This is a genomic window from Candidatus Edwardsbacteria bacterium RifOxyA12_full_54_48, from assembly GCA_001777915.1.
Taxonomy (GTDB): Bacteria; Edwardsbacteria; AC1; order AC1; family EtOH8; genus UBA2226.
This window is the reverse complement of record MFFN01000006.1, coordinates 239,315-254,702: the sequence shown is the minus strand read 5'-3', so window position 1 is coordinate 254,702 and position 15,388 is coordinate 239,315. Positions and strand designations below refer to the sequence as shown.

Genomic DNA, 15,388 nt, shown 5'->3' with positions numbered 1-15,388 from the left:
AGCCCAATGACCGAAGGAAAGCCCCACATATTAAAGAGCGTTTATCAGTTCGATAATTTCGTTACCGGGCCCAGCAACCGGCTGGCCTTTGCCGCCGCCCGCAAGGTGGCCGAGAACCCAGGCAACGTATACAACCCCCTGCTGATCCACGGCGGGGTGGGGCTGGGCAAGACCCATCTGATGCAGGCCATCGGCAATGCGGTGGCCCTGGCCCAGCCCGGCTGGAACCTGGTCTTCCTCAACGGCAGCCAGATGTCGCTGGAGGATCTGGTCGCCGCCGAGAAATCGGACCTGCTGCTTTTTGACGACCTTCACCTGGGGCTGGCGGACAGTAAGATGCAGATCCGCCTGCTTCCCCTGTTCGACCGGATGGTGGGCTCTGGCCGCCAGATAATAGTCACCACCGATATCACGCCCCAGAAGATCGAGAGCATAGACCAGAAGCTGCTCTCCCGCCTGCTGGGCGGCCTGATCATCGGGCTGAAGGAAGTGGACGTCAACGAGAAGAGCCTGATCATCTCCCGCAAGAGCCGTGACCGGGGGGTGGCCCTATCGGACGAGACCGCGCTGATCATAGCCTCCCGGGTTCCCTCCAACATCAGGGAGCTGGAGGGGGCCCTCAACAAGGTGCTGCTGTACGCCTCGCTGACCGAAGGGCCGCTGACCAAGGCGGTGGTGGACGAGGCCCTGCCCCCGTTGCAGACCCCTCAGGCCCAGGCGGAACCGGATCCCTTGGTTCTGTCCCAGCCGCCGGCCGGCGACAGTCCGGTCGGGGAGTTCGGAGATTTCATCTCCGGACTGGATCACAAGGTCACCGCCCTGATCGACGAGCAGCAGGATGCCGACCAGCTGCGCCAGGGATACAAGGAGAAGCTGTTCATCTGGAAAATGAAAGGCTTCAATACCTTCAACATAGAGAAGATCCTGGAGCAGGACATATCCATCGTCACCGAAGCTTACGAGGAGTATACCCGCAACATAGAAAAACTGATCAACCTGCAGCAGGAATTCGGCCCGCTGTCAGCCAGGGCCACCCCGGAGCAGATGGAGAAGATCGAGAACCTGATGTTCGACCCCGACAAGGCCGAGGATCTGGAGGTGGCGATAAGATCGCTGGCCCAGAAATTAAGCTCTCCAAAGACCGCTCCGGAGGCCGCCCCCTCGGTCAAAAAACCGGAGCCGCCCCCCGAAGCCATCCCGCCCCGGCCCCTGCCGGCTTCGCCGGCCGGGGAGAAGCCGGCCCTTAACAAGGTCGCCTCTCTCAGCCAGGAGGTTGAGGATGGGAAGGGGAAGTCCGAGCCGGCCCCGGCCCATCTGGGGATCATCGAAGAGACCTGGCCGTTCTTGGTGGAGCGGCTGATGGAAGATGCTTAGCAAATGAAAACTGAATTCTATAAAAAGTGCCGTAAGCTATGGCCATAAAAGGATCATTCAAAGAAGTGAGCCTGCCCGATGTTCTGCAGCTGTTGGCAGTGGGGCGCAAGACCGGTTGCCTGAAGGTCACCGATGGCAGTAATTTCGGCAGCATTTTTTTCAGCCAGGGCAAGATCTGTTTTGCCAACCTGCTGAACCGGCCGGACCGCCTGGGCGACAGGCTGTTCTCCCGGGGCCTGATAACCTCCCAGAATCTGCAGGATGCCCTGGCCCTGCAGCAGCAGGAGGGGGGAACCAGGCGGCTGGGGGGGATCCTGCTGGAGATGGGCCTGATCAAACAGCCGGATATCGAGGCCGATGTCTCGGGCCAGATCGAGGACACCATCTTCTTCCTGCTGCGATGGAACGAAGGAGAGTTCTTCTTCGAGCCGGATTCGCTGCCCGAGGGCGAGACCATCCTGGTCTCTCTGGATGCCATGAATCTGCTGCTGGAGGAGGCCAGGCGGGTCGACGAATGGCGGACCCTGGAGAAGAAACTGCCCACCCCCCAGACGGTGCTGGAGCGGGTGATGATGGACCTGGCCAAACAGGAGGAGCTGAATCTCAACAGCGAGGAGAAGCAGGTGCTGTCGTTGATCGACGGGTACCGCTCGCTGGCCGAGATCATGGAAACATCAGCCCTGGGCGAGTTCCTGACCTCCAAGATAGTCTACGGGCTGCTGCTGGCCGGGCTGGCCAAGCGGGGATCCGAGAAAAGCAAACAGGCCGCCTCCTGGAACCTTAACATCATCGACGACCACGGAAACCTGGGGATGGCCTTCTACCGCACCCAGATGTACGACGAGGCCACCAGGGAATACCGCCGGATCATCGAGATCAGGCCGGACCATTACGAAGCCCGGTTCTATCTGGGGCTGATCCATTTCCGGAAGGCGGAGTACGCCGAAGCGGCCACCGAATTTTTGGAGGCCATAGCGGTGGAGTCCAAAAAATCCGCGGCCTATAATAACCTGGGCCTGAGCCTGGAATTGATGGGGGAGCGGGAGGACGCCGCCAGGCAGTACCGCAGGGCCGTCGAACTGGCGCCCGAGAAGGCGATGCCCCGGGTCAACCTGGCCTATCTTTTTTGCGGGGATGATGAAAATGATTCCGCCCGGGAACAGCTGGACCGGATCGACCCGGCGACCGACAAGCCCCTGCTGGCCGCTTTCCTGGCGGGGTTGATAGCCCTGAAGGGCAACGACCCCGAGCAGGCATACAAGCTGTGGAGCTCCATAGAAAACAGCAATAAACCCAATCACGTCCTGCAGAACAACCTGGGCGCTCTGATGCAGGCCAAGGGGCAGGATGAGGAGGCCGAGAGGTACTACAGCGCGGCGCTGAAGGCCCGGCCTGATGACCGGATCGCACTGCGCAATCTGCTGGAGCTGTATTACAAGAACGCCATGATAGCGCAATCCATCGAAACCCTCAACCGGATGGCCGAGCTTGACATCCTGGAACCCCAGGATATGGCCCGGCTGGGCAACCTGTATCTTAAGCAGGGCCAGAAGGACCTGGCGGTGAAGTGGTGGCAGAAGGCTCTGGCGGCCGACCCCGAGAACCAGATGGTGAAGCGAAACCTGGCCCTGATGGATAAGAATGCTTTCGCCAAGTAATATAAATGATCCGGAGTTGGTGGCGCTGGCCAGTAAGATTCTGGCTGACAGCGGTTTTGATATCCGGCAGTACAAGGAGCGTCCCCTTAAAAGAAGGCTGGCGGTCAGGATGAGGTCCTGCCAGGTGAGCAGTTATGAGGAATACCGGCAGAAGCTGAAGGATGACCCCGGGGAATACATCAAACTTCTGGACGCCCTGACCATCAACGTAACCAAATTCTATCGCAACGCCGAGACCTACCTGGCGGTCTTTGACAGGGTCCTGCCGATAATCCTGGAGGAGAGCAAAAGCAGCCCGGTCCGTATCTGGAGCGCGGGATGCTCCTCCGGGGAGGAGCCCTATTCGCTGGCCATCATGTGGCGCGAATTCTCCCAGGCCCGGGGTCTGGCCATGGACTGCAACATCTACGCCACGGACATCGACCTCCGGATATTGGAGAAGGCCCAGGCCGGCATCTATCCCCGATCCAGCATGGATGAGATCCCCCAGAATCTGGCGGGAAAATATTTCGAGGTCCGGAACGACAAGTATCATATCTCCCCCCAGATAAAGGATATGGTGAAATTTGACAAACTGGACCTTTTCTCCCGGTATCCCCACAGCGAATTGGACCTGATATTCTGCCGCAACGTGCTGATATATTTTTCCCGGCAGACCCAGGAGGATATCTTCTACAAGTTCGCCCAGGCCCTGCGGGCCGGCGGTTTTCTGGTGCTGGGCAAGGTGGAGAATATGTTCGGACAGATGAAGGACACCTTCGCCTCGTTCGACGTCAAAGAAAGGATCTACCGGGCCGTAAAATAATTTCCTGGCTTATTTATAGGTGCGGATGATAGCAGGCACACCATTATCAGCGATAAATGTTTGATAGAGTGTTTGTGTCATTCCCGCCCCGCATCATGTGCGGGATAAACTCCGGCGGGAATCCACAGACAACCACTGGATGCCTGCTCCCCGCCTCCGCGAGGACAAGCTTCGCAGGTATGGCATCATGAACCAATGTAATACGGTAATTAAAAGAAATGTTCACTAATATGTGCTCCGAGCAATATGAAAAGGGGTGAAGCTTGTCCGACCAGCTGATAGTGAAAATAGCCGATTATAAGACAGCCCGGAGTCCGGCTATAATAACCACCCACGGACTGGGCTCCTGTCTGGCCATCATCATCTACGACCCCCAGATGAAGACCGGCGGATTGGCCCATGTGATGCTGCCCGAACCCGATCTGGCCCGCAACCAGAGCAATCCGGCCAAGTTCGTCACCACCGCCCTCAAGGAGCTGATCCAGTCTCTGGAGGGGATGGGCTGCTCAAGGATACGGATGGTCAGCAAGCTGGTGGGCGGGGCCAATATGTTCTCCAAACTGCTCAATTCGGGGAAGACCAGCTACAGCAACATCGGGCAGAGGAACACCCTGCAGGCCAAGCAGGAGCTGAACAATTACGGTATCCCCGTCGTGGCCGAGGATACCGGGGCCGACTACGGCCGGTCGGTGGAGTTTTTAACCTCATCGGGCACGGTGGTGGTGCACTCCTTCAAGGCCGGGATGAAAGAACTGTGAGAATGGATTTCAAACTGTCTGCATCTATAATAGCAGTAGAGTAATAAAGATTTCAAGTAAAACGGATAGTTTGTCGTATGAAGAAATATGCTTTGATTTTATCGGTAGTGTTTTTATTTATTGGCTGTAGTAAAGAAAAAAATCCAGTTAGTATTATTGATACTTTTTATGTTAACAATCCAAAAGTTTTTTATTGTTGGTTAAAAGCACCAACCCAAAATGGTATATTATACTCTGATCCAATTGTGGATCCATCTAGTACTTCAGTTACGATGAGTTGGGGCACCCAAAGTCAAACGTTGTTTTCTTATTTAAGTAATGGACAGATGTATTTCTATTCTGGTTGTGTTCATTATTTTGATGATACAACAGTAACTGTTACAATAATAGCTGATTCTGACACTGGTTCTGGGTGCATACAAGTGCCAAGCGGCACAAGTTTACTAACCCCAGCTGAATATGATACCATCCCCGTAGAAAACATTAACTGCACATGGACAAAAGCACAAAGGGCAGATTGGTATAAGTTGAATGTTTATTATAATGTTATTGATACTTTGGGATATTATTATGGTAGCACAAACTTTATTGATACTTTTCTTGTAGATACCATATTTAAAATACCATTAAGTTATTATTCTTCTTCCATTGCACAATATTATCAATTTCAGATATTAGTAGAGCCTTATGCTGGGCCATTATATTCGCCAAATGGGGTTGGAAATATATCCGGGAAAATAAAGGGTTTTATATACGGCGTAGGTAACCCAGGCTACAGTCATTTTTACGTTGGTTCGCCAGTAAAAATTGTTAAAAGTAAAAAGAAATATTCAAAATAAGATGACTGACCTACGCACCATAACAGTTCTGGTGGTCGACGACTCCGCCCTGATGCGCAACATGGTGGGCGACATCGTCAAGGCCACCCCGGGGCTCAAGCTGGTGGGCTCCGCCAAGAACGGCCTGGAGGCCATCGAGCAGGTCCGCCAATTGTCCCCCGACGTGGTGACCATGGACATCGAGATGCCCAAGATGGACGGCCTGCAGGCTCTGGCCCGGCTGATGACCGATTCCCCGGTGGCCACGGTGATGCTCTCGGCCCACGCCAAGGAAGGGGCCGAGTCCACCCTGCTGGCTCTGGAGCTGGGGGCGGTGGACTTCGTGACCAAACCGTCCGGCTCGATCTCCCTGGACATCGACAAGGTCCGGGAGGAGCTGGTGGAGAAGATCCGGATGGCGGCCGGGGTCGATCTGGCCAAGCTGAGGCCCGGAAGCAATCAGCGCCCGCCTCAGGCGGCGCTCGAGGGAAAGATCTCGACCGGGATCATGAGGACCCTGGCCATCGGCTCGTCCACCGGCGGCACCCGGGCCCTGGCCGAGATACTGCCCAAGCTGCCCCGGGAGATAAACGCCGCCCTGTTGCTGGTGCAGCACATGCCGGTGGGCTTTACCAAATCCCTGGCCGAGCGGCTGGACAACCGCAGCAAGATCAGGATCCGGGAGGCCCAGGAGGGCGATGTCCTGGAAAGGGGGCTGGCCCTGCTGGCCCCGGCCGGATATCACATGGAGCTGTCCCCCTCCGGGGACCGGATAACATTAAATCAGGACCCTCCCAGGTTCGGGGTCCGGCCATCGGTGGACGTGATGATGGAGTCGGTGGCGCTTTATTCGCCGGCGGAGACGGTGGGCGTGATCCTGACCGGGATGGGGCACGACGGGGCCAACGGAGTGGCCGGAATGAAGAAGAGGGGCGGGCACATCATTGCCGAGGACCGCTCCACCTGCGTGGTCTACGGCATGCCCAAGGCGGCGGTGGAGACCGGGGCGGTGGACGAGGTGCTGCCGCTGGACCAGATCCCGGGGGCCATCGTCAGGGCCTGCCGCTAAAATCATTGAAAACAGATCTGTCGGTAATATAAAAACGAGGCGGTGCATTATGGCCACATTGTCGGAGCTGGTGAATGACTTTCAGGACAAGATAGCATCCATCCAGCAGGCGCTTAAAAGCCCCGATGCCAAGGCCCAGTCGGCCAGGCTGGAACAGGAGATCCGTTCGCTGTACAAGGAGATAGCGGTGGGCATCAAGCACCTGAATGCCCTGCACGATTCGGTGAAATCCCTGATCGACCAGTATAAGTCGGCCGCGGTCAGCGACGACGAGTCCAAGGTGATGATCAGGTCCTTTGTGGAGACCATGCGCACCGATTCCCTGGGCAGCTCCACCTATGTGGCGGAGGGCTGGAACCAGATATGCTCCGGGGAGTTTGAAAAGGCCATCGGCTCGCTGTCCAACGCCGTCAAGCTGAACCCCAACGACACCCGGGCCCTGGGTCTGCTGGGCTGGGCCTACAGTTACCAGGGGAGGTACGATGACGGGCTGGCGGTATGCCTGAAGGTGCTGCAGCTGGAGCCCAACAACGACGCGGTGCGCAATAACCTGGGCTTCATCTCCTTCAAAAAGGGCATCTTCGGCGAGGCCATCGAGCATTTGAGCCGGGTGATCAAATCCGGCAAGGACCGTCCGGCGGTGCTTTACGCCCATTATTATCTGGGCCTGGTCTATTTGGAGCGGCAGATGCTGGATGATGCCATGTTCTTCTTCTCCAAGGCCACGGTGCTGGGGCCCAATTTGATCGAAGCCTACTACCACCTGGGGCAGGTCTATTATCAAAAGAAAATGTACGGGGCGGCCCTCAAGGAATGGCAGAAATGCTTGAAGCTCTCGCCCCACAACTGGTGGGCCAAGAAGGCCGCCGAGCAGATAGAACTGCTGAAGAGCGACGAGGTGTAAATGGACCAGGACGGCAAATGGCTGTTGTGCCGGCTGGGCGATGTCTGGTACGGCCTGGACCTGTCCCGGGTTAAGGAGATAGTCTATCAGCCGGCGCTGACCAGCCTGCCGGCCCTGGGCAGATCGGTGGCCGGGATGATGGACTGGCTGGGCCGCCAGATAACGGTGGTGGATATTGCCGGCGACGGCGGCCCAGGGCGGCCGGCCGTAGGGGAAACCCCGGGGCAAAGGCCGGTGATCGTTCTGCAGGACGGGCCTGCGGCCATCGGGCTGCTGGCAGATGAGGTGGGGGAGATCATTCCCCGGCAGGCGGGCGCCAAAATGGAGATCGACGCCCAACTGGCATCAACCATCAGGTCGGTCGACGGGGCCTTTGAATATAACGATGAGATCATATTTGCCCTGAATTGCCAGGAATTATACCAGGTGATCGCTTAAGCAGTAACTAGGGCAAACTTAATCGAGGCCGAAAATATATTTTATATGGAGATAAAAAAGTGCTGAGCAGAATAAATTTGCGCAATCTGTTTGCCTGGACGGTGGCGGCGGCCGGGGCGGCCCTCCTGATCCTTCACTTGGGCGAACTGAACATCCAATGGTGGGTAATGCTGCTGCTGTTGCTGACCGTGACCCTCTGCCAGTGGTTCACCGTGGCCCTGCCCGGCGGGGTGTTCGTCTCCCTGGATCTGGTGGTGGTCTATTTTACCTTTCTGGTGTTCGGCCCGGTTCCGGCGATCCTGGCCATATACCTGCCCTCTTTCTTCCACCAGATCAAAAGGAAGAAGCCCTGGCCCAGGGTGTTCTTTATCCCCGGCCAGTTCGTATTCGCAGTCCTGGCGATGGCCTGGGTGTTTGGCATTTTGGGCGGGCAGAGCGGGATCGGCATTTTAAGCTGGGCCAACCTGCCGAAATTGCTGGCCGCCCTGCTGATCTATGTTCTGGTGAACGATCTGCTGGTCAGTTCCTATCACCTGATCGAGGGAACTTTCACCGCCCGGGACGTTTTCGGCCTGACCTGGTCGGACCTGAAACTGAATCTGGTATTGGCCCCGGTCTCCATCATCGGGGTCTACCTGTTCTCCAAGCTGGGGACCATCGGGCTGCTGACCATGCTGGTGCCGGCCTGCATCATCGGCTGGGCCCTGGTCACCTTGTTCAAGGCCATGGAGAAAGACCGGGAGGTGAGCCTGGAGTCCAAGATCACCAGCGGCTTCGTGATCGTCCTGTTCTCGGCCCTGACCCTGTCCATGGGGGCGATCCTGGTGATCATTCTAGAGGTGATGACCAAACAGGCGGCCCGGCTTAACCTGGACCCCGTGGTGATAACCCAGCTGTTCCAGAGGCTGTTGAGCAATGTGGTGCTGGTCCTGCTGGTGACATTCGTCGTGGCGCTGCTGCTGGTCCGCTACATAATCCGGCGGATGGTGGTCAAACCGGTGGGAATGATCAGCCGGATGATCGGAGACATGGCCAGCGGCTCGGCCGACCTGACCTCCAAGATAGAACAGCATTCCAACGACGATATCGGGATACTGACCAAGCATTTCAACACTTTCGTGGAGAAGCTGGGGAACCTGGTCAAGACCATCATCAATACCGCCAACGGGGTGGCCACCACCTCCGAGGAACTGGCGGCCTCCACCCAGGAGATGAACGCCTCCCAGCAGGAGATATCGGCCACCGTCCAGAGGATATCGCAAGGCATAGGGACCCAGGTGGCATCGGTCCGGGTCACCAAGGAGGCCATCGATGACATCTCAACATCGGTGGAGCAGGTAAGCAACAACGCCCAGGATTCGGCCCAATCGGCCAGCCAGGCGGTGGAGATGGCCTCCCAGGGGGGAGCCGCCATGATGAGCATAGTACAGCAGATGGGCAAGATAGACCAGACCATGTCCCATCTGACCAATGTGGTCAGCGATCTGGAGAAGCGCACCGGGGAGATCGGCCGGATAACAGAACTGATCTCATCGGTGGCCCGGCGCACCAACCTGCTGGCCCTTAACGCGGCCATCGAGGCCGCCCGGGCCGGCGATGCCGGCAAGGGGTTTGCGGTGGTGGCCGGGGAGGTCAAAAAACTGGCCGAGAGGACGGCCGGCGCCACCAAGGAGATCGAGGATCTGATCAAGGAGATCCAGGGCGAGACCGAACAGACGGTGCTGGCCATGAATCAGGTCGACGCGCAGGTGGCCGAGGGCAAGGATTTTGCCGCCAAGGGCAACCAGGCCTTTTCCCAGATCATCCAGGCGGTAAAGCTATCGGCCGACCGGGCCTCCCAGATATCCCAGGCCACCGGCAACCAGGTGGAGGGGGTAAAGAAGATCGCCAAGGCCATCGAACAGGTGGCGGTGGTGGCCGAGGAGGCGGCCTCGGGCATGGAGCAGACCGCTGCCGCCCAGCAGGAGCAGATGGCTTCCATGCAGGAGATGACCGCCTCGGCCCAAGAGCTGGCCCATCTGGCCGAGGAGCTCAAGCGTCAGGTGGACAGCTTCCAGATAAAGGGGGAGGAAAATGAAAGCTAACAAATTCAATCTGATCCTGGCCGTTCCGGATGTGATCGCCATTTTCCTGGGGGTTCCATTATTGCTGGTATTCGTGGGCCATTCGGTGGACCTGCCGCCGACCGCGCTGAAATTTCTGATCTTCTTCGGGCCGGCCTGGGCCCTGGTCCTGGCCGCGGAATTACAGATCATCAACCGGAAAAGGCTGCAGCCGGTGATAAGCTATTTCAACCAGAGCCCATCAGACAAAATTGATAGCGACCAGGCCTTCACCAGGGCTCTGAATTTCCCCCTGGCCACCTCGCTGCATATGCTGGGACATTTCACCATCGGGGTTCCGGCCTGCGCCTTTTTGATGATGCTGATGGGCACCGGGGTCACCCCGGTCCACACCGCGGAGGTGATCCTGCCCGGTTTTCTGACCGGCCTGGTTGCCGGCTCGCTGATATTCCTGATCGAAGAAGCCCTGCTGTCCTCCTATGTCTCCTCCCTGGCGGCCGGGACCGCTGATGGCGCAAAAGTATACCGCCGTTCCTACCGCCTGAGCATACTTTGGAGGCTGATAATCCTGTTCATGGTGATAATGATACTGGCGTTCACTTTCGGGTCGATCATCGCCAAATACCCCGGCATCTGGTATGTGGCAATCCTGGGCATCGCGGCCACCCTGGCCATAGCCTTTCTTACGGCCAAAGGGATAAACCGCACCGTGTCCCTGCTGACCTCCATACTGCAGAATATTTCGGAGGGCAAGGGCGGCCTGTCCCGGAAGCTTCCGGTGCTGGGCAACAACGAATTGGGAGACCTCTGCCAGGCTTATAACAGTTTTGTGGGGCAGATCCGCCTGATGGTCAGGGAGATCACCAATGTGGCCTCGGGCCTGGCGGCCAGCTCCCAGCAATTGGCGGCCTCCTCCCAGGAGATGAGCGCCTCCAGTCAGGAGATCTCCTCCACCGTTCAGCAGATATCCCGGGGCACCACCGTTCAGTCGGAGCGGCTGACCCAGATGGCCAAGGAGGTGGAGAAGCTTTCCACCTCCATCAAGCTGATAGAATCCCAGGGCCGGATGACCATGGTCTCCTCCCAGAAGGCCATCGATGCCTCCCAATCGGGAGCCGAGAAGACCTTCGAGGCGGTCTCCAAGATGGCCGAGATATACACCTCGGCGGCTCTGACCAACCAGAAGGTGCAGGACCTGCAGAAAAAATCGGCCGAGATCGGGGTGGTGGTCAGCCTGATCTCCAACCTTTCCCAGCAGACCGATTTTCTGGCCCTGAATGCGGCCATCGAGGCGGCCCGGGCCGGCGAGGCCGGCAAGGGTTTTTCGGTGGTGGCCGATGAGATCCGGGTGCTGGCGGTGGAGGCCGGCAACTCGGCCCTGAAGGTGGCCACCCTGATCGGCGAGGTGGAGAAGGAGATTGCCCGGACCGTGGAGGTCATCGACGAAAGCCGGAGCACTATCGACGCCAGCAAGGTCACGGTGGACCAGACCGAGCAGTCGCTTAAAGTGATCAACAGCACCGTGGCGGTGGCCGGGACCATGGTCAAGCAGATAGCCGAGGCCACCCGGAACCAGAGCAAGAGCGCCACCGAAGTGGTCAAGCTGGCTTCGGATGTCTCCACCGTGGCCATCGACACCGCCGCCTCCACCCAGGAGGTGGCCGCTGCGGTGCAGCAGCTGACGGCCTCGATGGAGGAGCTTACCGCCGTGGCCCAAACCCTGTCGCAGTCGGCCGATAAACTGAACACCCTGGTTTCGGAGTTCGATTAGCAAAATGAGGATTCTGGCTTTTACCATAGGGCCGCACTACCTGGGCCTGCCGGCCGAGTATATAAACTCGGTGGGCCGGAGGGAGGCTGCCCCGCCAGGGGCCGAACGCGCCGGGGTAGAGGAGTATGACCTGCCAAAGGCTTTCGGCGTCAAGGACGGACCGGCCGACCGGGTGATCAACTGTGCCTGGAACGGCAGGGATATCCGGCTGCTGGTGAACCGGATCGTGGGGTTGGTGGATCTGGACGATCAGACCCTGGGGGTGTGGCCGGCCATCCTGAAGGAGATCTCCCAGTTCTACGCCCTGGGCATGACCGACTCGCAGATGTACCTGCTGCTGGACCTGTCACAGATAGAATCCCTGGGGACCGCCGGGTGAACAAGGCCATCGGGAAATATCAGGCCGTTGAACTGCTTTCCACCGGGGGCATGGCCACCATCTATCTGGGAACCCACCGGGAGATGGGCCGGCAGGTGGTGATCAAGCAGCTGCATCCCCACCTGTCCCAGGACTCCGAATTCGTCAGGCGGTTCGAGCGGGAGGCCAACATCCTGGGCGGCCTGCATCATCAGAACATTGTCGATATCATCGATTATTTCGTCTTTGAGGGATCATATTACATAGTGCTGGAGTACATAGACGGCGGCTCTTTGAAACAACTGCTGGACAGGGTAAAAACAGCACCCCTGACGGTGGCGGTATTCATAATCAGGCAGGTGATAAGCGGGCTGGGATATGCCCACGAAAAAGGCATTGTCCACCGGGACATCAAACCGGCCAACATAATGATCACCAAATCCGGGGTGGTCAAGATAACCGACTTCGGCCTGGCCTATGCCAAGGAGGCCCTGACCATCACCGATCCCGGAACTTTTGTGGGAACCCTGGCCTATCTGGCCCCGGAGCAGATAAAGGGGCAGAAGGGCGATGAGGCCTCAGACCTTTATGCGGCCGGCGTGATGCTGTACCAGATGCTGACCGGCGATAACCCCTTTGCCGGGGAGACCCATTCCCAGAGCATCGACAGAACCTTAAGGCTGTCGCCCCGGAGGCTGGCCAAAATTGATCCGGAGATACCGATCGGCATCGATCACCTGGTTTTTAAACTGTTGGAGAAGGACAAGCATCGCCGCTATTCCCGATCGGCCCAGGTATCCTCCGACCTGGAGCCGTATTCCCTGATCAGGAACGAGGCCCTGTCGCGGTATATGGCTGATCCTGATAGTTATCAGCCGCGGCAGGACGATCAGGAAATGATCGTTAAGCTGGCCCGGCAGGAACGATGGGATTACTTCATTAAGCGCCTGATCATATATTTTGCGGCCACGGCCCTGGCTCTCAGCGCGGCTTTTTACGGGATAAAATATCTAAGCCGGTACCTTAAAAGGACCCTGCCGGCAGCCGCTGTGCCGGCCGATACCTCAGCCACGACACCGATAGCGGCGCCAGAGGCGGGGCAATTGATGAATATTTCCGGCACCACCGGGGCCAGGGTTTATATCGACGACCGCTATCAGGGCAAAATTCCCCTGGCCATCAACACCCTGGATACCGGCCGGCACCGGCTTAGGGTGAAACAAACCGGCTATCAGGACCAGACCTCGGAATTTACATTGGCAAAAAGCCAGAAGTTTTCAATTACGGTAGATCTTCTGCCGGTGGTTCTGTCTCCGGGCTATCTCAGGTTTTCCGTCAAGCCCTGGGCCGAAGTGTATGTGGACGGCAATTATATCGACCGGACGCCCATCAAGGCCCCGTTAAAACTGGATGCCGGCCGCCATGCCCTGATATTGCGCCATCCCAACCGCCGGGAACACCGCCAGGATGTCCAGATAACCCCGGGAGACACCGCCCTGGTGGCGCTGGACCTGCCCGAAGCATTCGGCTATCTTAAACTCAGCGTCCTGCCCTGGGCCAAAGTATTGATCGATGGAGCCGAACACGGCACCACCCCCCTGGGCCAGCCGATAAAGATCTCCATCGGGGAGCATGAACTCAGGCTGGTGGGCCCGGAGGGGAGGGAATGGAAAGAGACCATCCGGATCGCCGAGGACATGGTCACCGAAAAACAGATCGTTCTGCAATGATGAATAAAAATATCATATATATCGGGGCCTTGATCACGTTGCTTTCCGCCAGGGCCTTTGGCCAGCGGGAAAACCCCATGAACGCCGTCATCAGAGCCTATGAGCATGGTTATTTCCAGGAGGTGATCGCAATCGCCGAAAGATCCCTGGAGGATACGGCGGGGTTTACCCAGGAGGACATCATCTACTTCCGGACCTATCTGGCCTTCTCCCTGGTGGCCATGGGTCAGGAGCCGGCCGCCATTGAAAGGTTCAAGCAGATCCTGGCCGTAAAACCAAAGCTGGAGCTAAATCCGGAGTTCGTCTCTCCCAAGATCATAGAGGTGTTCAAAAGGGCCCAGGCAGAGTTCTTTCGGGCCGTCTCCACTGGTGACCCCAGGTCAAACCTGCTGTTCGAAAAGGGCCGGCCCGGCAAATTTCAGGGGCTCTGGCGATCATCCCTCTGGCCGGGCTGGGGCCAGTCGGTGCGAGGGGATCCCCGGAAAGGGAGGATCCTCAAATGGGGGGCGGCCGGGGTTGCCGCCGGGACAGGGCTGGCGGCGCTGGGGACCTATGTCAGCCACCAGCGATACCTGGACGCCACCGATCCCGGAGACATCGAAGCCAAGTATAAAACATATAACAGCTGGTATAAGACCCGGAATTTTACCGTCAATCTGGCAGTATCATTTTGGGTATACAACCTGGCGGATATCATCATCTCAAAATGAAAATGCACAACAGCTTTATCATAGCCCTTTGCCTGCTGGCGGTTTCAACCCTGGGCTGCGGGCCGGATGCCAAGCGGGACAATCCGCTGGACCCGGTGAACGGCAGCGGCGTCAGCGGCACGGTGTCGGCCTGGGGCGGAGGCGCGGTCGGCAATGCGGTGGTAAGCGCCGTGCCGGCCAACCTCTCGGTGCGCACCAACAGCAGCGGCCAGTACAACATCGATCTGGAGGGCGGGAGAACCTATTTTCTTACCGTGGAGCATTCTTATTATCATGCCCGCACGGACACCATCACGGTCCCCTCCGACGGCCGTCTGAAGCATAATTTTATTCTTAAGGGCGTTCCCCGGATCGATAATGCCAAGGTGTTGACTTGCGCCGTTTATACTATGTGGGACGGCCAGTTGCCGATATATATACTGCCCCAGTGCACAGGAAGGCTAACAGATGGACGGGATGTCTTGTCTGCGTATTATAACTTCAGATGCAGAATTGAGGGGTCGACCTATATTCCCCAGGAAACCCTGGCGGTGGATCAGGAATCTATGAATTATTTTTGGTGCGTTGTCGACCCGAACGTGGAAAAAGGCGATACCGTAACTTTAACATTAGATAGCGCTGGAGTTGTGATGCAAACCGCGGTGGCTCTTGTCCCCACAGAACTGAACTGGCCCTCCATTATCAGCCCCGGTAACAATTCTGTATTCAATCCTCCGGATACCCTGTCCTGGTTGAATAACAATGTATTAGAGGATATCAGGATCGAGATATGGAAGGGCGCCACGTTAGTCTGGCATCGTGATCTCTCATATGCCGAAAAACTTTATTGCGACGCGGCCCTGGAGGGCGGTCAGGAATACCTATGGAAAGTGATCAATGTTGATGCCGCGGGCAACATGGCCCGAACCGAAGCTAAATTCAGCACTCCTTGA

General features: G+C 57.5%; 13 protein-coding genes. All 13 read left to right on the top strand.

What is annotated here, in order from left to right; translation table 11 throughout:
- The first annotated feature begins 6 nt into the window (after nt 1-6).
- The 13 genes from A2273_01015 (at nt 7) to A2273_00955 (ending at nt 15,388) form a co-directional block, all read left to right on the top strand.
- The gene (locus tag A2273_01015; GenBank protein OGF06819.1) at nt 7-1,374 is read left to right on the top strand and encodes a hypothetical protein; all 1,368 of its coding nucleotides are present in this window, start codon (nt 7-9) and stop codon (nt 1,372-1,374) included.
- A gap of 38 nt (nt 1,375-1,412) precedes the next feature.
- Nucleotides 1,413-3,032 carry a hypothetical protein gene (locus A2273_01010; GenBank protein ID OGF06818.1) on the top strand — a complete coding sequence of 540 codons (1,620 nt, stop codon included), beginning with the start codon at nt 1,413-1,415 and terminating at the stop codon, nt 3,030-3,032.
- Nucleotide 3,033: 1 nt separating this feature from the next.
- Complete coding sequence (locus A2273_01005; GenBank protein OGF06958.1) at nt 3,034-3,837, top strand: hypothetical protein; 804 nt, start codon at nt 3,034-3,036, stop codon at nt 3,835-3,837.
- Nucleotides 3,838-4,100: 263 nt separating this feature from the next.
- Entirely contained in the window at nt 4,101-4,595 is a 495-nt protein-coding gene (locus tag A2273_01000; protein ID OGF06817.1) for a hypothetical protein, read from the top strand.
- Between the two features lie 840 nt (nt 4,596-5,435).
- Nucleotides 5,436-6,482 (top strand): hypothetical protein, encoded by a 1,047-nt coding sequence (locus A2273_00995; protein OGF06957.1) that lies wholly within the window; start codon nt 5,436-5,438, stop codon nt 6,480-6,482.
- A 49-nt stretch (nt 6,483-6,531) separates the two neighbouring features.
- Nucleotides 6,532-7,386 (top strand): hypothetical protein, encoded by an 855-nt coding sequence (locus A2273_00990; protein ID OGF06816.1) that lies wholly within the window; start codon nt 6,532-6,534, stop codon nt 7,384-7,386.
- Nucleotides 7,387-7,824: a hypothetical protein gene (locus tag A2273_00985; GenBank protein OGF06815.1), complete on the top strand. Its 438-nt coding sequence runs from the start codon at nt 7,387-7,389 to the stop codon at nt 7,822-7,824. It begins immediately after the preceding gene.
- Nucleotides 7,825-7,883: 59 nt separating this feature from the next.
- Nucleotides 7,884-9,908, top strand: coding sequence for a hypothetical protein (locus A2273_00980; GenBank protein OGF06814.1), 2,025 nt, complete (start codon nt 7,884-7,886; stop codon nt 9,906-9,908).
- Nucleotides 9,898-11,658, top strand: a complete 1,761-nt coding sequence (locus A2273_00975; protein OGF06813.1) for a hypothetical protein — start codon at nt 9,898-9,900, stop codon at nt 11,656-11,658. The genes A2273_00980 and A2273_00975 overlap by 11 nt, the downstream gene beginning before the upstream one ends.
- 4 nt (nt 11,659-11,662) lie before the next feature.
- Entirely contained in the window at nt 11,663-12,037 is a 375-nt protein-coding gene (locus A2273_00970) for a hypothetical protein (GenBank protein OGF06812.1), read from the top strand.
- Complete coding sequence (locus A2273_00965; GenBank protein OGF06811.1) at nt 12,034-13,746, top strand: hypothetical protein; 1,713 nt, start codon at nt 12,034-12,036, stop codon at nt 13,744-13,746. The genes A2273_00970 and A2273_00965 overlap by 4 nt, the downstream gene beginning before the upstream one ends.
- The gene (locus A2273_00960) at nt 13,743-14,456 is read left to right on the top strand and encodes a hypothetical protein (GenBank protein OGF06810.1); all 714 of its coding nucleotides are present in this window, start codon (nt 13,743-13,745) and stop codon (nt 14,454-14,456) included. Before A2273_00965 ends, A2273_00960 begins: the two co-directional genes overlap by 4 nt.
- A complete protein-coding gene (locus A2273_00955) occupies nt 14,453-15,388 on the top strand; it encodes a hypothetical protein (GenBank protein OGF06809.1) in 936 nt (311 codons plus the stop codon). Before A2273_00960 ends, A2273_00955 begins: the two co-directional genes overlap by 4 nt.